This window comes from Microbacterium tenebrionis, assembly GCF_903645325.1.
Lineage (GTDB): Bacteria > Actinomycetota > Actinomycetes > Actinomycetales > Microbacteriaceae > Microbacterium > Microbacterium tenebrionis.
In genome coordinates this window covers 19,372-39,304 of the sequence record NZ_CAHJXQ010000005.1, presented here as the reverse complement: position 1 = coordinate 39,304, position 19,933 = coordinate 19,372, and the positions used below count along the sequence as shown (strand labels likewise).

At 68.7% G+C, this 19,933-nt stretch carries 19 protein-coding genes and 3 pseudogenes; 12 read left to right on the top strand and 10 right to left on the bottom strand.

What is annotated here, in order from left to right; all coding sequences use genetic code 11:
- Window positions 1-4: 4 nt before the first annotated feature.
- From HWX58_RS09040 to HWX58_RS09025, 4 genes are read right to left on the bottom strand one after another with little or no spacing between them, the layout of a single operon-like run.
- Window positions 5-1,045, bottom strand: a complete 1,041-nt coding sequence (locus HWX58_RS09040; protein WP_175987154.1) for a Gfo/Idh/MocA family protein — start codon at window positions 1,043-1,045, stop codon at window positions 5-7.
- The gene (locus tag HWX58_RS09035; RefSeq protein WP_175987152.1) at window positions 1,045-1,815 is read right to left on the bottom strand and encodes an amino acid ABC transporter ATP-binding protein; all 771 of its coding nucleotides are present in this window, start codon (window positions 1,813-1,815) and stop codon (window positions 1,045-1,047) included. Before HWX58_RS09035 ends, HWX58_RS09040 begins: the two co-directional genes overlap by 1 nt.
- Complete coding sequence (locus HWX58_RS09030) at window positions 1,812-2,600, bottom strand: amino acid ABC transporter permease (RefSeq protein WP_175987150.1); 789 nt, start codon at window positions 2,598-2,600, stop codon at window positions 1,812-1,814. Before HWX58_RS09030 ends, HWX58_RS09035 begins: the two co-directional genes overlap by 4 nt.
- 54 nt (window positions 2,601-2,654) lie before the next feature.
- Window positions 2,655-3,524, bottom strand: coding sequence for an ABC transporter substrate-binding protein (locus tag HWX58_RS09025; RefSeq protein WP_175987148.1), 870 nt, complete (start codon window positions 3,522-3,524; stop codon window positions 2,655-2,657).
- 168 nt (window positions 3,525-3,692) lie between these two features.
- Between HWX58_RS09025 and HWX58_RS09020 the strand changes: the two genes are divergently transcribed.
- From HWX58_RS09020 to HWX58_RS09010, 3 genes and pseudogenes are all read left to right on the top strand, one after another.
- Window positions 3,693-4,790 (top strand): LacI family DNA-binding transcriptional regulator, encoded by a 1,098-nt coding sequence (locus HWX58_RS09020; RefSeq protein WP_175987146.1) that lies wholly within the window; start codon window positions 3,693-3,695, stop codon window positions 4,788-4,790.
- A 9-nt stretch (window positions 4,791-4,799) separates the two neighbouring features.
- Window positions 4,800-5,021, top strand: coding sequence for a hypothetical protein (locus HWX58_RS09015; protein ID WP_250646177.1), 222 nt, complete (start codon window positions 4,800-4,802; stop codon window positions 5,019-5,021).
- Between the two features lie 454 nt (window positions 5,022-5,475).
- Window positions 5,476-5,661: pseudogene (locus HWX58_RS09010) on the top strand (VOC family protein); the annotation flags it as partial.
- A gap of 10 nt (window positions 5,662-5,671) precedes the next feature.
- On the opposite strand, the gene HWX58_RS09005 reads toward HWX58_RS09010, so the two are convergent.
- Window positions 5,672-8,212: a DEAD/DEAH box helicase gene (locus HWX58_RS09005; RefSeq protein ID WP_175987145.1), complete on the bottom strand. Its 2,541-nt coding sequence runs from the start codon at window positions 8,210-8,212 to the stop codon at window positions 5,672-5,674.
- Window positions 8,213-8,375: 163 nt separating this feature from the next.
- On the opposite strand from HWX58_RS09005, the gene HWX58_RS09000 reads away from it, so the two are divergent.
- Window positions 8,376-9,440 carry an iron-containing redox enzyme family protein gene (locus HWX58_RS09000; protein ID WP_250646175.1) on the top strand — a complete coding sequence of 355 codons (1,065 nt, stop codon included), beginning with the start codon at window positions 8,376-8,378 and terminating at the stop codon, window positions 9,438-9,440.
- On the top strand, window positions 9,379-9,651 hold the full coding sequence (locus tag HWX58_RS08995; protein WP_368356422.1) for a CDGSH iron-sulfur domain-containing protein: 273 nt from the start codon (window positions 9,379-9,381) through the stop codon (window positions 9,649-9,651). Before HWX58_RS09000 ends, HWX58_RS08995 begins: the two co-directional genes overlap by 62 nt.
- Here HWX58_RS08995 and HWX58_RS08990 read toward each other — a convergent pair.
- Both HWX58_RS08990 and HWX58_RS08985 read right to left on the bottom strand, forming a co-directional pair.
- Window positions 9,620-9,820 (bottom strand): hypothetical protein, encoded by a 201-nt coding sequence (locus HWX58_RS08990; protein WP_175987138.1) that lies wholly within the window; start codon window positions 9,818-9,820, stop codon window positions 9,620-9,622. The two genes, HWX58_RS08995 and HWX58_RS08990, sit on opposite strands and share 32 nt — an antisense overlap.
- Before the next feature lie 34 nt (window positions 9,821-9,854).
- Complete coding sequence (locus HWX58_RS08985; RefSeq protein ID WP_175987136.1) at window positions 9,855-10,889, bottom strand: FUSC family protein; 1,035 nt, start codon at window positions 10,887-10,889, stop codon at window positions 9,855-9,857.
- A 141-nt stretch (window positions 10,890-11,030) separates the two neighbouring features.
- Between HWX58_RS08985 and HWX58_RS08980 the strand changes: the two genes are divergently transcribed.
- From HWX58_RS08980 to HWX58_RS08960, 5 genes are read left to right on the top strand one after another with little or no spacing between them, the layout of a single operon-like run.
- Window positions 11,031-12,065 (top strand): iron-siderophore ABC transporter substrate-binding protein, encoded by a 1,035-nt coding sequence (locus tag HWX58_RS08980; protein ID WP_175987134.1) that lies wholly within the window; start codon window positions 11,031-11,033, stop codon window positions 12,063-12,065.
- A complete protein-coding gene (locus HWX58_RS08975; RefSeq protein ID WP_175987132.1) occupies window positions 12,062-13,108 on the top strand; it encodes a FecCD family ABC transporter permease in 1,047 nt (348 codons plus the stop codon). Before HWX58_RS08980 ends, HWX58_RS08975 begins: the two co-directional genes overlap by 4 nt.
- Window positions 13,108-14,175 carry a FecCD family ABC transporter permease gene (locus HWX58_RS08970; protein ID WP_175987130.1) on the top strand — a complete coding sequence of 356 codons (1,068 nt, stop codon included), beginning with the start codon at window positions 13,108-13,110 and terminating at the stop codon, window positions 14,173-14,175. The genes HWX58_RS08975 and HWX58_RS08970 overlap by 1 nt, the downstream gene beginning before the upstream one ends.
- Entirely contained in the window at window positions 14,172-14,972 is an 801-nt protein-coding gene (locus HWX58_RS08965) for an ABC transporter ATP-binding protein (protein ID WP_175987128.1), read from the top strand. The genes HWX58_RS08970 and HWX58_RS08965 overlap by 4 nt, the downstream gene beginning before the upstream one ends.
- The gene (locus tag HWX58_RS08960) at window positions 14,962-15,921 is read left to right on the top strand and encodes a siderophore-interacting protein (RefSeq protein WP_175987126.1); all 960 of its coding nucleotides are present in this window, start codon (window positions 14,962-14,964) and stop codon (window positions 15,919-15,921) included. The genes HWX58_RS08965 and HWX58_RS08960 overlap by 11 nt, the downstream gene beginning before the upstream one ends.
- Window positions 15,922-16,144: 223 nt before the next feature.
- On the opposite strand, the gene HWX58_RS15095 is transcribed toward HWX58_RS08960, so the two are convergent.
- A complete protein-coding gene (locus tag HWX58_RS15095) occupies window positions 16,145-16,699 on the bottom strand; it encodes a hypothetical protein (RefSeq protein ID WP_250646174.1) in 555 nt (184 codons plus the stop codon).
- Between the two features lie 79 nt (window positions 16,700-16,778).
- Between HWX58_RS15095 and HWX58_RS15090 the strand changes: the two genes are divergently transcribed.
- A complete protein-coding gene (locus HWX58_RS15090) occupies window positions 16,779-17,108 on the top strand; it encodes a hypothetical protein (protein WP_250646173.1) in 330 nt (109 codons plus the stop codon).
- Between the two features lie 64 nt (window positions 17,109-17,172).
- Window positions 17,173-18,705, top strand: a complete 1,533-nt coding sequence (putP, locus tag HWX58_RS08950) for a sodium/proline symporter PutP (RefSeq protein WP_175987124.1) — start codon at window positions 17,173-17,175, stop codon at window positions 18,703-18,705.
- Between the two features lie 14 nt (window positions 18,706-18,719).
- On the opposite strand, the pseudogene HWX58_RS08945 reads toward putP, so the two are convergent.
- Both HWX58_RS08945 and HWX58_RS08940 read right to left on the bottom strand, forming a co-directional pair.
- Window positions 18,720-18,851 (bottom strand): annotated as a pseudogene (locus tag HWX58_RS08945) (winged helix-turn-helix domain-containing protein); the annotation flags it as partial.
- Window positions 18,847-19,908, bottom strand: a pseudogene (locus HWX58_RS08940) (APC family permease); the annotation flags it as partial. The pseudogenes HWX58_RS08940 and HWX58_RS08945, both read right to left, overlap by 5 nt.
- Between the last annotated feature and the right edge of the window lie 25 nt (window positions 19,909-19,933).

The window sequence follows — 19,933 nt, the reverse complement described above, 5'->3', positions numbered from 1 at the left end:
TTCCTCACTTCTTGGTTCTTGACACTGCTGCTGCGCGAGCTGCGGCGATCACGCGCAGGCCCGCGACGGCGTCTGCCGGATCGACAGGGACCTGCGACCCGCTGTTGATGGATGCCGCGACGCCGGCGTAGAAGCGCTCGTACTGGCCGCGTGTCATGGGTACGCTCTCGCCGTTGTCGCCTGTGGTGATCGATCCCCACTCGGCCTGGTCGCGTTCGCCGAAGCCGGGATCGCCCGGTCGCCGCCCGGCGACCAGTGCAGTCTCCTGGCCGTCGAGCCCCCAGGAGACGTACGTGCCTTCGGCGCCCAGCACGCGAAACCGCGGCCCGGGCTCTGGAGCCACCGCACTCATCCAAAGGTGCGAGCGCACGCCGGACTCATGCTCAAGGGCGATGAACACGTCGTCGTCCGCCGCGACGCCCTCGCGCACGGTGTCGATCTCTGCGTACACGTCCACGACCGGTCCGAACAGCTGCAGCGCCTGATCGATGAGGTGCGGCCCGAGATCGAACAGGATGCCGCCAGCTTCGGCGACCGGTGCCTCTGCCTTCCATCCTTCCGGCGCCTGCGGCTGCCACCAGGTGAATCGCGACTCGAAGCGGCGGATCTCGCCGAGACGCCCGGACTTCACCAGGTCGCTCACGGTGAGGAAATCGCCGTCCCAACGACGATTCTGGAACACCGTCAGCATCAGGTCTCGAGCCGCGGCGATCGCGATCAGGGTTTCGCCGGTCTCCGCGTCGGCGACGAACGGCTTGTCGACGACGACGTGGTAACCGGCACGCAGCGCCGACTCGGCGTGAGCGGCATGGCTGCCGCTTGGCGAGGCGACGACGACCAGATCGATCGAGTCCGTCATCTCCCACAGGGCGGCGGTATCGGCGAGGATGCGGGCCTGAGGATGCTCGCTCGTCGCACGCTCGACGCGAGCGGGATCTCGCGTCACGATCGCGTCGATGCGGAAGGCTGGATCGGCGGCCAGAAACGGTGCGTGGAAGAGGCCCCCCGCGGTGCCGAAGCCGATGATCGCTGTGCGGATGACCATCAGAGGACCTCGGAGAGGAACAGCCGCAGCCGGTCGCTCTTCGGGGCGTCGAATATCTCGTCCGGAGTTCCCGCCTCGACGACTCGGCCCTCGTCCATGAAGACGACCTGATCTGCGACCTTGCGCGCGAAGCCCATCTCGTGAGTGACGACGAGCATCGTCATGCCGCGCTGGGCGAGCTCTGCCATGAGGTTGAGCACACCCTTGACCAGCTCGGGGTCGAGCGCGCTCGTCGCCTCGTCGAAGAGCATGACCTCGGGTTCCATCGCCAGGGCGCGCGCGATCGCCACTCGCTGCTGCTGCCCGCCGGAGAGGTCGCGCGGGCGATGGTCGGCCCGCTCTGCGAGGCCGACTTCGGTCAGCCGTGCCAGGGCGATGCGCCGGGACTCTCCCTTGGACATCTTCTTGACGTTGCGCAACGCGAGGGCGACGTTCTCGAGCGCGGTGTGGTCGGGGAACAGATTGAAGTGCTGGAACACGAGACCGACGCGACGACGCAGCACATCCGGCTTCAGGGCGAGGGCGTCGTCGTCTGCGAGCATCACCCTGCCCGCTTTCGGCTCGTGGAGTCGGTTCACACCGCGCAGCAGCGTCGACTTGCCCGATCCGGATGGTCCGATGATGCAGGTGGTCGTGCCGGGTTCGACGGCGATCGACACATCGCGGATGACGTCGATATCGCCGTACGCCATCACGAGGTTGTCGATCTGCAGGCGCGATCCTTCGTAGAAGCGGCCCTCTGTCACGGGGAGCGGGGAGGTGTAGGTCATGTGTTCTCTCCTTGGGCCAGTGCGGGGCTCACGGGCCTCTCATCGATCTCGTCCAGACCGCTCTTGGGCGGGGTCGCCTTACGGCGCCCGGTGCGGAACCGGTCGTCGAAGTAGTTCACGAGGTGCGTGAGCGGCACGGTGATCACGAGGTAGAAGACGCCGGCCAGGACGAGCGGCGACAGGTTTCCGGTCAGCACGGCGGCATCCTGTCCCACGCGGAACAGCTCCCGTTCGCTGACGAGCAGCCCGAGGAAGTACACGAGGCTCGAATCCTTGACAATCGCGATGAACTGATTGACCAGGGCGGGCAGCACCCTGCGGATCCCCTGCGGAACGACGACGAGGCGCATCGCGCTGCCGTATGTCATGCCCAGCGCGCGGCACGCTTCCAGCTGCCCCCGTTCGACGCTCTGGATGCCGGCGCGGAAGATCTCGCCGATGTAGGCGCCGGCGATCAGGCTGAGCGCGAGGATGCCGAGTGGATACGGGGACGGTCCGAAGAGCTGCTGACTGATCCTGGCGAAGCCCTGGCCGATGAGCAGGATGGTCAGAATCGCGGGAAGTCCGCGGAAGATGTCCGTGTAGATGCGTGCGGGCAGGCGCAACCATGCGGTGCGCGAGACGCCCATGATTGCGAGGATCATGCCGATCACGATGCCCAGCAGTGTCGCGAACACCGAGATGACGAGGGTGTTCACAAGACCGATGCCGAGCAGCTGCGGCAGGACCGCGATCATCGCGTCGAAGTCGAGGAACGTCCTGATGAGGTTATCGAGCCAATCCATGCGGATCTCCCTTCGGGCTGTGGGTGCGGGCAGCGCCCGCACCCACAGCAGCCGTCACTTGCTGTCGCCGGTGTCCTCGCCCTGCTCATCGCTGGGCAGGTACTGGTCGGGCATCGGGGAGCCGGGGAACCACTTCTGGTAGAGCTCCTTCCACGTGCCGTCCTCCATCGCGTCGTGGAGCGCCTCGTTCAGAGCATCCTTGAACTCGTCGTTGCCCTTGGCGATCGCGAATCCGGCCGGCGCGTCGAACGACGGGATGTCGATGGCGTTCTCCAGACCGTACTGTTCGGCGTACTCCTTCGCGGCCTCGTAGTCGAGGAAGTGCGCGTCGATCGCGCCGCTGTTGACGGAGGAGATCGCGGAGTTGTTGTCGGGGAAGCGCACGAGTTCGGTGTCGGTGAAGTTCTTCACGGCGTACGCCTCCTGCAGGGTGCCCTGCACGACGCCGAGCCGCTTGCCCGCGAGGCTCTTCTCGTCGGTGATGCCGCTGTCGGGGCTGGCCATGACGGTGAGGTATCCGGCGAGGTAGCCATCCGAGAAGTCGACCGTCTGCTCGCGCTCTTCGGTGATCCCGATCGCCGCGACGCCGACGTCGAACTGCCCGTTGGCGACAGCGGCGAGCAGTCCGGAGAAGTCCTGGCCGGTGAACACGACGTCGTCGATGCCGATGCGCTCGGCGACATCGGTGAACAGCTCGACGTCGAAGCCGGTGAACTCACCGCTCGCGTCGGTGAATGTGTACGGCTTCGAGTCGCCCAGGCTCGCAACCCGGATCTGGCCGGGCGTGATCAGGCCGTACGGGTTCTCGTCCTGGTCACCGCCGGCTGAGGCGTTGCCGGTCGAGCTGCAGGCGGTGAGCGCCAGGGCTCCTGCTACTGCGGCGGCGACTGCGAAGCGACGGAATGTCAGGGTTCTCTTGGCCATCGGATGGCTCCTCTCAGAGGACTGCACTATCGGAACGGGGTGGACGCTGTGGCGAAGCTCGGCTAAATTGAGACCGGTCTCAGTTTTGCGTTGAGTTGGACAGTACACGGCAGAGATCGGGCCGTCAATAGGGTGGAACCCGACGATGAAGTGAAAGGGCGGCGATCGGTGAGCGGACACGAGGACGGGCTTCGCGACGTGACGGTAGCGGACGTGGCCGCACGAGCCGGCGTCGCCAAGGCGACCGCGGCGCGTGCGCTCGGCGACTACGGAGCGGTGAGCGCGAAGGTCCGCGCCCGCGTTCAGGATGCAGCATCCGCGCTCGGGTACCGGCCGAACGCCGTCGCGCGCAGCATGAGCACCGGGCGATCGAAGGCGATCGGCATCATCGTGGGCGACATCGAGAACTCGGCATTCGCGCAGGCGACTCGCGGGGCTGCTGATGTCGCCGAGGCTGCAGGGTACGACCTGATCCTGTCCAACTCTCGCGAGGAGGTCGAGGCGGAGCGCAAGGCCATCGATCTGCATCTCGCCAAGCGGGTCGATGGGCTCGTCATCGCGCCCGCGTCGTCCATCCACCCCGCCAGCTTTCTCGACATCGTCGACGCCGGCCGTCCCATGGTGTTCTTCGACCGACTCGTGCACGGGGTCGAGGCGGATGCCGTCGTCGCGGCGAATCGTGAGGGCGCGACGCGTCTCGCCGATGTGCTCGTGCGAGCCGGGCATCGTCGCATCGCGTACGTGTCGGCGCTCGACGACATATCCTCTGGTGGGTTCCGGTCGATGTGGGATGCGGAGTCCCGCGAGTTCGTACCGGGTCTCAAGTCCTCGGTGATCGCCGAGCGCATTGCTGGGTTCGCGGAGGCCCTTCAGCGCGCCGGCATCGGAGACCCGCTCGCCTACGTGCGCCTCGGCGCAGACGAGGAGAACGCTCGTCGGATCGTGACTGATCTGGTCACCGGCGACGACGCGGTCACCGCGATCGTCGCGTCCGACAGCATGGTCTCGTTCCACGCGTTTCGTGCGATCCGCGACCTCGGGTTGCGGATCCCCGATGACATCTCGTTGGTCGGGTTCGACAACGCGCCATGGACGTCGGTGACCGAGCCGACGATCACCGTGATCTCTCAGCCTTCACGCGAGCTCGGCGCGCTTTCGACTCAGATCCTCATCGAGCGGATCGAAGGTGCGACCGGCCCCATGCGCGTGCGCGTGCTCCCGCAGGAACTCATCGAACGCGGATCGGTTTCGCGACCGCGAGGCTGAGGTCGTTCAGTGCTCCGGCACTTCGAGGTTCGCCGACGCCCATTGGCCGAGCTGGCTGAGGATGTCTGGGGCCTCGACCTGCGCGTCGTGCAGCGTCCGTTCACGCTCGTCGGTGTGAAACCCGCCCTGGACGCCTTCACCGACGTCGCGAACGAGCTGAAGGAGAACGCGGAGAAGTCGGCGCGCTCCTTCGGGCAGGAGCTCGCCGCGACGCGCGGCAAGGTCGCCTGAGGCCGGGCAGCGTCACGCCCGACACATCGGGGGCCGCGATCGCGGATGTCGGATGCTTCGGCAGGATCCGTCCGACATCTGTGCAAACGGCCCCCGATGTGTCGCCGGGTCGCCGGGCGTGACCCGATCACCCGGGCAGTCGCACGGTCGCCACGAGCCCGCCGCCCCGCGCGGTGCAAGCTCCAGCATCCCGCCGTGCGCCCGGGTGATGCCGTCGACGATCGCGAGACCGAGTCCCGTCCCTGCGTGATCGCGGTCGCGCGTCCGCCCGGCGCCGCCTCGACCCGCACCGTGACCGAACCGCCGGGGCGGTTGTGCGCGATCGCGTTGTGCACGAGGTTCACGACGAGCTGCTGCAGCAGCGCCGGCGACCCGGATGCGCCAGGCGCCGACCCCTCGACCGCGAGAGAGATTCCCAGTGGATGGTGCGTTCAGCGGTTTCAGCGTCGACGACATCCCGGTGGCGGACGTGGATGCCGTCGTCGACGACCTCATCGCCCGCGGCGTGCAGACCAAGATCTACAGCGACGCGGAGTTCCCGTCCGACGAGCGCGGCATCGTGTGCGGCGGGGGACAGAGCCCCGACATCGCGTGGTTCCGCGCCCCGGCGGGCAACGTCCTCGCCGTCAGGCAGGCCTGAGCGGGCCCCGCTAGAGGCGGTCGACGGCGGTGACGGTCACCACGGCCTCGCCCGCCTCATCGGATGCCGCCAGATCCACGGTCGCCGAGATACCCCAGTCATGATCCCCGGCGGGATCGTCGAAGATCTGACGCGCCGTCCACTGCGATGATCCCTCGGTCAGCAGAAGCATCTTCGAGCTGCGGGCATCCGCCCCGGTGAGGATCTCGTCGTGCTCGGCGAAGTACGCATCCAGGGCGTCGTTCCAGGCATCGGCTCCGAACGCGGGATCGAGCTCGACGAGAGCGTCGACGTCCTCGAGGGCGGCGAGTTGCACCCGCCGGAACAGCTCGTTGCGCACGAGCGTGCGGAAGGCGCGGACGTTCGCGGTCAGTCGCTTGGGTGCGGGAGGGACGATCGGCTCGTCCACGTGTTCCGCGCTCCTCAGGGCGGCGAGGTCGACCCGGCCGTCGTCCGTGCCGGCGCGCAGCTCCTCCCACTCGTCCAGCAGGCTCGAGTCCACCTGCCGCACGAGCTCGCCGAGCCATTCGATGAGGTCGCGGAGGTCTTCGTTCTTCAGCTCCTCGGGGACGGTCTGCGACGCGGCGCGGTATGCGTCCGACAGGTACCGCAGCACGACGCCCTCCGAGCGGGCGATCTTGTAGAACGCGACGTATTCCCCGAACGACATGGCTCGCTCGTACATGTCACGCACGACCGACTTCGGATGCAGCTCGAAGTCGCGGATCCACGGCTGAGCAGCGCTGTACGTCTCGAACGCCGCTCCGAGCAGCTCTTCCAGCGGCTTCGGATACGTGATCTGCTCGAGCAGCTCCATCCGCTCGTCGTACTCGATGCCCTCGCGCTTCATCTCTGCGACCGCCTCGCCGCGGGCGAGGAACTCCTGCTGACCGAGGACCGCCCGCGGATCGTCGAGCGTCGATTCGACGATCGAGATCATGTCGAGCGCGAAGGTCGCGGCATCCGGGTCGAGCAGCTCGAACGCCGCCAGCGCGAACGGCGACAGCGGCTGGTTCAGCGCGAAGTTCGGCTGCAGGTCGACGGTGAGACGGACGCCCTTCGACGGGCTCAGGGACCGGTCCTCGTACTCCTCGACGATGCCCGACTCGCGCAGCGTCCGGTAGATCCCCAGCGCCCGCAGCGCGAGCTGTCGCTGCCGCGCGCGGGGCTCGTGATTGTCGTATACCAGCGCGCGCATATTGCCGAACACGTCGCCGCCGCGAGCGATGACGTTCAGCATCATGGCGCTCGTGATCTGCATGTGGGAGGTCAGCGGCTCCGGCTCCGCATCCACGAGCTTGCGGAACGAGGGCTCGCCCCACGAGACGAAGCCGTCCGGCGCCTTCTTGCGGATGATCTTGCGCTTCTTCTTCGGGTCGTCGCCCGCCTTGCGGATCGCGGCGGCGTTCTCGGACTCGTGCTCCGGTGCCTGGCACACCACGGTGCCCGCGGTGTCGAAACCGGCGCGCCCTGCGCGGCCGGCGATCTGATGGAACTCGCGGGCATTGAGCTGCCGCATCCGCGTGCCGTCGAACTTCGTCAGGGCCGTCAGCAGCACCGTGCGGATCGGAACGTTGATGCCGACCCCGAGGGTGTCAGTGCCGCAGATCACGCGCAGCATCCCGCGCTGCGCGAGCTGTTCGACGAGGCGGCGGTACTTCGGCAGCATACCGGCGTGATGCACGCCGATGCCGGCCCGCAGGAACTTCGACAGCGTGCGCCCGAACGCGGTCGTGAACCGGAATTCACCGATCACGGCTGCGATCTCGTCGCGCTGCTCCCGCGTGGCGATCTTCGTGCTCGACAGCGCCTGCGCGCGCTCCATCGCCGCAGCCTGCGAGAAGTGCACGATGTAGATCGGGGACTGGCTGGTGCCGAGCAGGTCTTCGATCGTCTCGTGGATCGGTGTCAGCTCGTAGAAGAAGTGCAAGGGCACGGGCCGCTCGACGCCCGTCACGACCGACGTCTCGCGCGACGTGCGCCGCGTCAGATCGTCAGCCAGAGACGTCACGTCCCCGAGCGTCGCCGACATCAGCACGAACTGCGCCTGCGGCAGCGTCAGCAGCGGGACCTGCCAGGCCCACCCGCGGTCGGGATCGGCGTAGAAGTGGAACTCGTCCATCACCACCTGCCCGACATCAGCGGCATCGCCCTGACGCAGGGCGAGGTTCGCGAGGATCTCGGCGGTGCAGCAGATGATCGGGGCGTCCGCGTTGACCGCCGAGTCGCCGGTCACCATGCCGACGTTCTCGGCGCCGAACACGTCGACGAGGGCGAAGAACTTCTCGCTGACCAGAGCCTTGATCGGGGCCGTGTAGTAACTCCGTCGGCCGTCGGCAAGGGCGGCGAAGTGCGCACCGATCGCGACGAGCGACTTCCCCGTGCCGGTTGGGGTCGAGAGGATGAGGTTGTTCCCCGAGACGATCTCGATGACCGCTTCGTCCTGCGCCGGATACAACTGGATGCCGGTCGACTCCGCCCATTCGACGAACGCCGTGTAGACGGCATCCGCATCGGAGCCGTCGGGGAGGGAGTCGGTGAGGGAAGCCATGTCCTTACGATCCTCCCTCATCATCAGGCAGATATCTCCGGAGGCGTGAGCCCCGAGCGGGCGATCAGACGCTGAGGGTCTGCGTCAACCCCCGATGCTCTGGGCTGTTCCCGTGAAATGTTGGTCGCCGGGTGCATCCGCGAGCGCCCGCGAAAGGGGATCCGTGATCGACAGCCACGCCGTCGATGCCGTGTCGGCACGAGGGGCGCTCAGCGCCGCACTGCTGAACCGGCTCCGATTCGACGACCCGATTCATACCGGCTCGATCGCCGATGGGCGAAGCGCAGACCTGGTCGAACTCGCGGCTGACGCGCTCACCGCGAGCTCCGGCATCGCAACGGATGACGACCTGCAGATCACCCTGTTCCTGCTGTACGCGTGCGCGTACGGATCTCTGGACTGGATCGACCCTGCATGGGAGTGGAACCCTGAGCTGCTGGCTGTCCGGCGAGGGATCGAGCGGGAGTTCGAACGCGAGCTTCGCCGCGACGTCGCCGTGGGCGCAGTATCGCCCGCGGATGCTGAGTCCATCGCCGCCGCGCTTTTCGAGCTCACGGCGCCGAACCCCGGCCCCTCCCTTGCTCGGTACATCGCCAAACACGCGACGCTCGACCAGGTGAGGGAGTTCGTGATCCAGCGCAGCATCTACACGCTGCGCGAAGCCGACCCGCACTCCTGGGCCATTCCTCGGCTCACCGGTCGCGCGAAGGTTGCGCTCGTCGAGATCCAGTCCGATGAGTACGGAGGTGGACGGCCCGAGCGCATGCACGCGGAGATCTTCGCCCGTACGATGCGTGGACTCGGGCTCGACGCACACTACGGCGGCTACCTCGATCGGGTTCCGGCGGTGACGCTGGCCTCGCAGAACGCCATGTCGATGTTCGGCCTGAACCGGTCGCTGATCGGCGCGATCGTGGGCCACCTGGCCGCCTTCGAGATGACCTCGTCGTTGCCCAACCGCTCGTATGCCGAGGGTGTGCGCAGGCTCGGCTTCGGGGACGACGTCGCGGAGTACTTCGACGAGCATGTGGAGGCGGATGCTGTGCATGAGCAGATCGCGGCGCGTGATCTTGCCGGCGGGCTCGGGGAGGATCACCCCGAACTCATCGAGGACATCTTCTTCGGGGCCGGTGCCTGCCTGATGCTCGACGATCGAGCTGCGGAGCATGTCAGGGCTGCGTTCGAAGCGGGCGAGAGCTCTCTGCGACCCGGGGGCGACGATGCCTGAGCGCGACGTGCAGATCACCGCGTGCGCCGACGGGCCGCTCCTCGTGCGCGGTGCGGTTCAGGTCGTCGGTGAAGACGGGCAGACCATCGACAATCCTCGTCGAACCGTCGCGCTCTGTCGTTGCGGGTCTTCAGCGATCAAACCGTGGTGCGACGGCACGCACAAGCTGATCCGCGGGGTCAGTGATCCAGCCTCTTCGACATCTCGGTGATCCAGATCGGCGCGAACGGCGAGATGCTCGGTGCATCCTTCATGTCGCGCTCGATGAGGTCGAGCAGGTGCTCGAGGTCGAGGCCCTCGGGCTTCTTCACGACGCGTTCGGATGTCAGCGACCACGCGGCCGCGTTCACGGTCGGGTCGGCGTCTCGCCCGTCGCCCACAGCCCCTTCGCGACGGCGTGATCGACCTTCACCTTCAGTCGTCGCCGATGATCCCCCCACGGATCCGGCGCAGGTCCTCCATGAGCGACCCGATGAGGATCCAGTGACCGGATGCCGGCGGCTTCACCTGCAGCGGTGCGGTCAGCGCCGGGATCGCCGAGGTCTCGGCCGCGGGCTCCGGAGCGATGTCGGCGACCTGCACCGCGAGCCTGAGGTCGTGGCCCGCGCGGCGCAGCTGCTCGGCGATCGCGTGCACCGTCGGCTCCTCGGCGAGCGTGTCGTCGTAGTGGTCGAAGAACGCGCGCGTCATCCCGATCACCTGCGTGACGATCGGCGAGAGGCGATCGAGCAGCGCGCGCATCTCGGCGATCTCGCCTCTGGCCGCGCGGCGCGGGTTGAGCGTGAGGGATTCCTCGCCGGCCGATACGGATGCCGCAGCCGCCGCCTGCATCGGGCGCAGCAGGCGCGCTTCGACCATCAGCCCCTGCAGATCGCCCGGCCGCTGCGTGCTCGAGAGGGCGGCGGCCAGGCGGTCCAGGCTCGCAGCGATCTCGGTGCCGAGCAGACCGAGGTCTCGACGGGCGGGGGCGATGAGCACCGGGGGCACGAGCAGCGCGTTGACGACGAGCGCGAAGCTCACGCCGATCAGCGTCTCGAGGATCCGATCGATCGCGTACTCGGGGTTCGACGATCCGAGAGCGAGCACGAGCATCGCCGAGATCGCGACCTGATTGCCCGTTCCCGGTGAGGCGCGCAGCGCCCACGCGACGAGCATCGCCACGACGATCGCCAGCAGCACCACCCAGCTCTGCGCGCCGAGCAGCAGGCTCAGGGCCACGGCGATGACGACGCCGACGATCACGCCGATGCTGCGCTCCAGCGCCTTCGCGAACGACTGGTTGACGCTCGGCTGCACCACCAGCAGCGCGGCGATCGCCGCGAACACCGGCAGAGGACCGGGGATGAGCCAGCCCGCGATCAACCACGCGCCGATCGTGGCGATCGCCGACTTCGCGACCTGCAGCAGCGGACTGCGCTTCGCGCTGCGCACCGACGCCGTGACCCTCATGGCACAACGCTAGCGCCGTCGCCATCACGTCATCAGCAACTGAGGTCACCCTAACCCCGTGCTACCTTAGGGGAGGCTTACCAAAGCCGTCCGGCTCCCGGCCGCCTCCCGAACCCACCGAAACCCTTGAAGGGAACGCCCGTGCGTACCTCCCGACTCCTCGCCCTCGGCGCCGCTGCGGTCCTCGCGCTCAGCCTCGCCGCATGCTCCTCGACGGCACCCACGAGCACCGACGACACCGCAGCGGGCTCCAACCCGGCATCCGACGACGCATTCCCCGTCACGATCGAGCACGTCTACGGCGAGACGACGATCACCGAGAAGCCCGAGCGCGTCGCCACCGTCGCGTGGGCAAACCACGAAGTGCCGCTCGCGCTGGGCATCGTGCCGGTCGGCATGAGCAAGGTGGCCTGGGGTGACGACGACGACAACGGCGTCCTCCCCTGGGTCGAGGAGAAGCTCGACGAGCTCGGCGCCGAGACCCCGGTGCTCTTCGACGAGGCGGACGGCATCGACTTCGAGGCCGTCGCCGACACGAACCCCGACGTGATCCTGGCGTCCTACTCCGGACTCACGCAGGAGGACTACGACACGCTCTCCAAGATCGCGCCGACCATCGCCTACCCCGAGGTCGCCTGGGGCACCTCCTACCAGGACATGATCACCATGAACGCGACAGCTCTGGGGCTCGCCGATGAGGGCGCAGAGCTGGTCGCCGACCTCGAGTCCCAGACGCAGGACGCGCTCGACGCGCACCCGGCTCTGAAGGACGCCAAGGTCCTGTTCACCTACATCGACCCCAACGACTTCAGCCAGGTGGGCTTCTACACGCCCATCGACACGCGCCCCGGATTCCTCCTCGACCTGGGTCTTCCCGAGCCGCAGATCCTGAAGGACAACGCCGACGCGACCGACTTCTACCTGACCGTCAGCGCCGAAGAGGTCGACAAGTTCGACGACGTCGACCTGTTCATCACCTACGGCGACGAGTCGATGGTCGCCGCCCTCCAGGCGGACCCGCTGCTCGGCAAGATCCCCGCGGTCGCCCACGGGCAGATCGCGATCCTGCCCGACGCCACCCCGATCGCCAACTCCGCCAACCCGTCGCCGCTGTCGATCCCGTGGGGGATCGACGAGTACTTCTCGATCCTCGAGGCACCGCTGACGGGCAAGTGACCTCGATCGCCACAGCACCGAAGCCGGGCGCCGCAGGTCTGCGGCGCCCGGCATCGGTGCGCACAGCGTGGCTGCTCATCGGCGTCGGCGTCATCCTCGTCCTGAGCATCCTGTCGGTGTCGTTCGGCGTCCGCGCCGTCTCGCCGGGCGACATCCTCGCCGCCCTCGGCGGGCACACCGACACCGTCGAACAGGCCGCCATCGTCAAGCGGATGCCGCGCACCGTCCTTGCGATCCTCGTCGGAGCCGCCCTCGCGCTCTCCGGTGCGACCATGCAAGCAGTGACACGCAACCCCATCGCCGACCCCGGCATCCTGGGTGTCGCCAACGGCGCATCGCTCGCGGTCGTCATCGGCCTCGCCTTCTTCGGCGCGACCGGCGCCTTCACGCAGATGGCCGTCGCCGTCGTCGGCGCAGCGCTCGCCGCCGTCTTCGTCTACGCCGTCGGGTCGCTCGGCCGCGGCGGCGCCACCCCCCTCAAGCTCGCGCTCGCGGGAGCCGCGACATCCGCCGCGCTCGCCTCGCTCATCAGCGCGGTCATGCTCCCGCGCGTCGATCTGCTGACAGCCTTCCAGTCCTGGCAGGTCGGCGGCGTCGGCGGCGCGGAATGGCCGAGGATCGCGATCACCGCGCCCGCGCTCGCGGCGGGCGCCCTCATCTGCTTCGCGTGCTCGCGCGGCATGAACTCGCTCGCGCTCGGCGACGACATGGCCGCAGGGCTCGGCGAGAACGTCTTCCGCACGCGGCTCATCTCGGCGCTCGGCGCCGTCATCCTCGCCGGCGCCGCCACCGCCATCGCCGGGCCCATCGGATTCGTCGGCCTCGTCGTTCCGCACTTCTGCCGGATGCTCATCGGCACCGACCACCGCTGGCTGCTGCCGTTCACCGCGCTGGCAGGCTCTGCCCTGCTGCTGGCGGCCGACATCGTCGGCCGCGTGATCGCGCCGAACGGGGAGGAGATCCAGGTCGGGATCATCACCGCCGTCATCGGTGCGCCGTTCTTCATCTGGATCGTGCGCCGTCAGAGGGTGAGGGAGCTGTGATGGCCGCGCGGGTGCCGACCCTTCGACAGGCTCAGGGATCGGATGCGGGGGCGGCGATCGCCGCCGGGCGCCGGATGCGCCGCCGCAGGCACGTCGTCGCGAACAGCATCCTCGGGGCGCTCCTCGTCGCGCTCGCCGCGACGGCACTCATGGTCGGCAACACCTTCTACACGCCGGACGAGGTGATCCGCGTCATCCTCGGCGAGACGGTGCCCGGAGCGTCGTTCACGGTGGGCGAGCTGCGGCTGCCGCGCACCGCCATGGCGCTGCTCGTCGGCATCGCGTTCGGCATCGGCGGCGTCTCGTTCCAGACGCTGCTGCGCAACCCGCTCGCAGCCCCCGACATCATCGGCATCACGCAGGGCGCGAGCGCGGCCGCGGTCGTCGGGATCGTCGTCCTCGGGCTCAGCGGGCCGTCCGTGTCGGCGCTCGCGGTCGCGGGGGCGCTGGTCACGGCGATCGCCATCTACCTGCTCTCGAACAAGGGCGGATTCTCCGGCATCCGGTTGATCCTCATCGGGATCGGCATCGCGGCGATGCTGCAGAGCGTCATCTCCTACGTGCTCTCGCGAGCCGCGCAGTGGGACATCCAGACCGCCATGCGGTGGATCGCCGGCAGCCTGAACAACGCCTCGTGGGACGACGTCGCCCCGCTAGCGATCGCGAGTCTGGTGCTGCTGCCGCTGCTGTTCGCGCAGGCCAGGGCCCTCGGGATGCTGCAGCTCGGCGACGACTCCGCCGCGGGCCTGGGTGTGCGCGTGAACCTCACCCGCGTGCTGTTCATCATCGGCGCCGTCGCACTGCTCGCCTTCGCCACCGCCGGCACGGGCCCGATCGCGTTCGTCGCGTTCATGGCGGGGCCGATCGCCGCGCGCATCGTGGGCCCTGGCGCGAACCTGCTCCTGCCGTCCGCGCTGGTCGGCGCCGTGCTCGTGCTGGGCGGCGACCTGCTCGCCCAGTTCGCCCTCGGCACCCGGTACCCGGTCGGGGTCGTCACGGGCGTCCTCGGCGCGCCGTACCTGATCTACCTGCTCATCCGCACCAACCGCTCGGGAGGCTCGCTGTGACCGAAGCGCACACCCTCAAAGCCTGCGCCGTCACTCTCGGCTACGGCGACCGCACCGTCATCGACGGCCTCGACCTGCAGATCGCGCCGGGGAGGATCACCTCGATCGTCGGAGCGAACGGATGCGGCAAGTCGACGCTGCTGCGCTCGCTCGCGCGTCTGCTGTCGCCGGCATCCGGCCAGGTCGTCCTCGACGGCAGGTCGGTGCACTCCCGGCCCACCAAGGAGGTCGCGCGCATCCTCGGCCTGCTGCCGCAGTCGCCGATCGCGCCCGAAGGCATCGCGGTGGCGGATCTGGTCGGGCGAGGACGGCATCCGCATCAGAAGGTCCTGGCGCGCTGGACGGCCCACGACTATGAGGTGGTCGCCGATGCGCTGGAGGCCACCGGCATCTCGGATCTCGCCGATCGCAGCGTCGACGAGCTCCCCGGCGGCCAGCGCCAGCGCGTCTGGATCGCCATGGCCCTCGCGCAGGAGACCGACATCCTCCTGCTCGACGAGCCCACCACGTTCCTCGACGTCGCCCACCAGGTCGAGGTCCTCGACCTGCTCACCGACCTCAGCCGCGCCCGCGGCACCACGATCGTCATGGTGCTGCACGACCTCAACCTCGCGGCCCGCTACAGCGACGAGCTCGTCGCGATGCGCCAGGGCCGGGTGCACGCGGCGGGCGCGCCGAGCGAGGTCCTCACCCGCACGCTCGTCGAAGAGGTCTTCGGCATGGCGAACCAGGTCACCACGGACCCGGTCTCGGGCAAGCCCATGGTGTCCCCGATCGGAAGGCATCATGTCCGCTGACACGCGCACCCGTCCGCCGTACGTCCTCGCCCGCGCCGAGGTGCGCGCCGTCGAACGCGTCTCGCCGAACTTCGTGCGGGTCACCTTCGGCGGCGGCGAGCTCGACGAGTTCGGCACCCCGGGCGACGTCTACGACGCGCGGATCAAGCTCGTCTTCCCGCCGGCATCCGGCATCCTGCCCGACATCGATCGCGAGACCGACGACTGGTGGGGCGCGTACCTCGCCGTCCCGGAGGACGAGCGCGGCTCGATGCGCACGTACTCGATCCGCGAGCTGCGCACTCCGGCCGCTGAGCACGTCGAAGCGTCCGGCACCGAGGTCGTCGTCGACTTCGTGCTGCACCTGGCGCCGGGGCTCACAGGCCCTGCCTCGCTGTGGGCGAGCAGGGCAGCGGTCGGCGACGAGCTGTGGATCGTCGGTCCTCGGCGCGGCCGCGCGGACCGCAGCGGTATCGAGTACGCCCCGGGGGCGGCATCCTCGGTCGTGCTCGTCGGCGACGAGACGGCGGCGCCGGCGATCGCCCGCATCCTCGAGGACGCCCCGCGCGACCTGCGCGGCATCGCGTTCATCGAGGTGCCCGTCGGCGAGGACGTCCTGCCGATCGATGCGCCGGACGGCGTCGAGGTGCACTGGCTGGCCCGCGGGGATGCCGCGCACGGGCTGCGCGTCATCCCGACCGTGCTCGACTATCTCGGCGACACCGGGCACACCGAGATCGCGGTTCAGGATGCCGCCGGCGAGGACCTCGTCTGGGAGACGCCGATCTACTCCGGTAGCGGCGAGGCGCTCGGCGCCGGCGTTGCCGATGTCGACCGATACTTCTGGATCGCCGGCGAGAGCGGTGTCGTGACGACCCTGCGCCGCCACCTCGTGAAGGAGCTCGGGATCGACCGGGCCCAGGTCGCGTTCATGGGCTACTGGCGCCGCGGCGTCGCCATGCGCGGCTGATGAGCGACCCGATCCGCTGAGCCGCTCCCGATCTGCGGAGGAATCCTTCGAGAACGCCCGCAGATCGGGACGACATCCGCAGATCGGGGGACGGCGACCGCGCCACGTCGCACCTCCGTGATGTGATGAGGGCATGGATGCCGAGCAGCGGATGTCGCAGGAGACCAGAGCGATCTGGGCCACCGTCGTCTGCTTCCTCGTCGGTGCCCTGGCCGGGACGCTGCTACTGTGGGGCACTCCGCGGCCCGTCGCCGGTGACGGATCGGTGGGGATTCCCGTTGCGATCGTCGCCGGTGCGATTGCCGCGGCATCCTTCGCAGTCAGCTCGCGGTTGCACCGCCGGGGCGAGCACGCGGCCATGCCGCGCTGGCAGGCGGCCGTCTCGACGCTGTCGGCCATCGCGCTGACCGTCGCCTTCGCCGGAGTCACCGCGCTCGGCGTGCTGCTGACCACCGAGGTGCTCGGCGCCGGCCTGCAGGGCCTGCAGCTGTCGGCCGTCGGCGGGGGCCTCATCACCGGTGTCGCGAGCGCCGTGGCCGGCCGCCTCGCGTTCGAAGCCGGCATCGGCCTGCGCACCGCCGACCTCGCGAACCTGCTGTTCGGGTACCTCATCATCGGCACCCTGTTCGCGATGATCACGGCCGCCGACCCGCAGTGGTGGGAGCTGAACTTCTCGCAGCTCGGCATCGGAACCGGTGCGTGGGCGTTCAACGGCACGCTCGTCGTCGCCGGCATCCTCACCGCCACGGTCGGCTCGTACATCGGCCGCGATCTGCACCGCATCCAGGGCGACGCGGCGCTGCGGCGGGTCGCGGGGTCGTCGTGCTCTGGGCGGCCGCCGGCGCGCGCTCGCCGCCGTGGGGCTGTTCCCCCTCGAGCGCATCGTCGTCGTGCACAACGTCGCCGCCTTCTCGACCCTCGTGCTATTCGTCGTGGCCGGCGTCCTGACCGTGACCACGATCCCCGGCCCGCCGCCCGCCCTGATGCTGACCACAGCGGGGGTGGCGCTGCTCATCGTCGTCGCCGTCGTGCTGGCGTTCGCGTTCGGGCTGTTCTCGATCACGGCGCTCGAGGCGATCATCATCGGGCTGGCGCTGCTGTGGCTGACCACGCTCGTACGCGTGCTCGCCGTGCTCACCCCCGATCGGACCAGACCGTCGGTGCGCGCCTCGCTGCTGCGAGGGTAGGGGTAGCCGTCGCAGTGCAACCCTGTCACTATCGGGGGAACGATCGATGACGAAAGGGACGACGATGTCCGATCAGATCTTCATCTTCATCGCACTGGGGCTGTATTTCGCAGCCATGCTCCTCATCGGCTATCTGGCTTTCCGCCGCACCACCGATCACGAGGACTACATGCTCGGCGGGCGGAATCTGCCGCCGTGGGTCGCGGCGCTCAGCGCCGGGGCATCCGACATGTCGGGATGGCTCGTGATGGGCCTACCCGGCGCGATCTTCCTGTCCGGGCTCATCGAGGCCTGGATCGCCGTCGGCCTGACGATCGGCGCGTACCTGAACTGGCTGCTCGTGGCGCCGCGCCTGCGCGCGTACACGCAGGTGTCGCGCAACTCGATCACGGTGCCGAGCTTCTTCGAGAACCGGCTGCGCGACTCGTCACGCCTGCTGCGGATCCTCGCCGGCATCGTGATCCTGGTGTTCTTCACGCTGTACATCTCTAGCGGCATGGTCGCCGGCGGCGTGTTCTTCGAGAGCTCGTTCAACTCGGACTACCTGCTCGGCATGGGGCTGGTCGCCGGGGTCACGCTGCTCTACACGTTGTTCGGCGGGTTCCTCGGCGCATCCTTCACCGACGTGGTGCAGGGACTGATGATGGTCATCGCCCTCATCGTCGTGCCGGTCGCGGCCGTCATCGCCGTCGGCGGCTTCGGCGAGGTCGGTGCGTACATCGACGAGCTGGCACCCGATCACGTGTCGCTCATCGGCGGCACCGCACTGACCGGCGGCACGATCCTCGCCATCGTCTCCGCGCTCGCCTGGGGCCTGGGCTACTTCGGGCAGCCGCACATCATCGTGCGGTTCATGGCGCTGCGCAGCCCGCGCGAGGCGAAGAGCGCTCGCCGCATCGGCATGACCTGGATGATCATCTCGCTGATCGGCGCGGTGTTCTCGGGGCTCGTCGGCATCGCCTACATGGCGCAGCAGGGGATCGACCTGAGCAACCCGGAGACCGTCGTGCTGGTGATGTCGCAGACGCTGCTGCATCCGTTCGTCGCCGGCCTCGTGCTGGCCGCCGTGCTCGCGGCGATCATGAGCACGATCTCCAGTCAGTTGATCGTGGCGTCGTCCGCGCTCGTGGAGGACCTGTTCAAGGTGGTCAGGAAGGACCCGTCGCCGAAGCTCCTGGTGACGCTCGGCCGGCTGACCGTGCTCGGTGTGGGCATCATCGCGGCGCTGCTCGCGATCGTGCCCAACGACACGATCCTCGGACTCGTGTCGTTCGCGTGGGCGGGGTTCGGTGCGGCCTTCGGCCCGATCATCCTGCTGAGCCTGTTCTGGCGGAAGCTCACGAACTGGGGTGCGCTGGCCGGCATGTTCGTCGGAGCCGCCGGCGTCTTCTTCTGGAAGGCCGTATGGCCGCAGATGTACGAGCTGCTGCCCGGATTCGTGTGCGCCCTGCTGGTCGCCGTGGTCGTCAGCCTGCTCACCTACCGGGAGGGTTCCGAACGGCAGAACGAGATCCTGCAGGAGTTCACCGACACCGGGTCGCTGCTGACGGTGAACGGCGTCGGGCGGGGTGCGCGGACGAACCGGATGACGCCTTAGTCGGGACCGGCCGGCTACACCACGAGCCGGTACCCCATGCCCGCCTCGGTCAGCAGGTGCACGGGCTCGGCGGGCGTCGCCTCGAGCTTCTTGCGCAGCTGCGACATGTACAGCCGCAGATAGCCCGAGTCGGTCACCTGATCGGTCGCCGCGGGTGTTCAGCGCCTTGGGGGCGTAGCCGTCGCGGGCGAGCACGGCGCCCAGCAGCGGGAAGCCGTTGAAGGCCGTGTTGGCCGCGAGCAGCAGCACGCAGGCGGTGGCCGCCTGCACGATGTAGAACGGGATGCTGCCTCCGCCGAACGTCGCGGCGGCGACCTGGGCCATGAGGCTCGGCTGCGGGTTCGAGCAGTCGAACCCGATGAGGTCGCACGGGTTCTCGGCGTAGTGCACGCCGGTGATGAGCGCGAGGGCGGTGAGGCCGGCGAACAGGCAGATCGCGATCGATCCCATCAGCACGAGGGTGTTCCGGGCGTTGCGGATCTTCGGGGTGCGGAATGCCGGCACGCCGTTGGAGACCGCCTCGACGCCGGTGAGGGCGGAACATCCGCTCGAGAACGCGCGCAGGATCAGCAGGATCACCGCCGCCTGGCTGAGGCTCTCGGCGTGCACCGCGAACTCGGCGCTGGAGGCCACCGGGGCGTCGCCGAGGACGGTGCGCACGAGGCCGGTGACGATCATGACGCCCACCGAGCCTATGAACACGTACGTCGGGATCGCGAAGACGGTGGATGCCTCGCGGACGCCTCGCAGGTTCACGATGACGAGCACGATCACGAACCCGACGGCGAGCTCGACCCGCCAGGGGTTCAGACCGGGGAGGGCGGAGATGATGTTGTCGACGCCGGATGCCACCGACACCGCGACCGTGAGGACGTAATCGACGAGCAGAGCTGCGGCGACGACGACGCCGGGGATCTCGCCGAGGTTGGTGCGGGCGACCTCGTAGTCGCCGCCGCCGGAGGGGTACGCCTTGATGAGCTGCCGGTAGCTGAGCACGACGACGATGAGCAGCACGACGACGGCTGCGGCGACCATGGGACTGAACGACAGGAACGACAGTCCGCCGATGAGGAGGATCATCACGAGCTCCTGCGGCGCGTACGCTACCGAGCTCAGCGCGTCCGAGGCGAAGATCGGCAGCGCGCGGCGCTTGGGCAGGAGCTGCTCGTCGGCCTGTTCGCTCGTGAGCGGGTCGCCGATGATGAGCCGCTTCGCGAGCGGCGGGGCA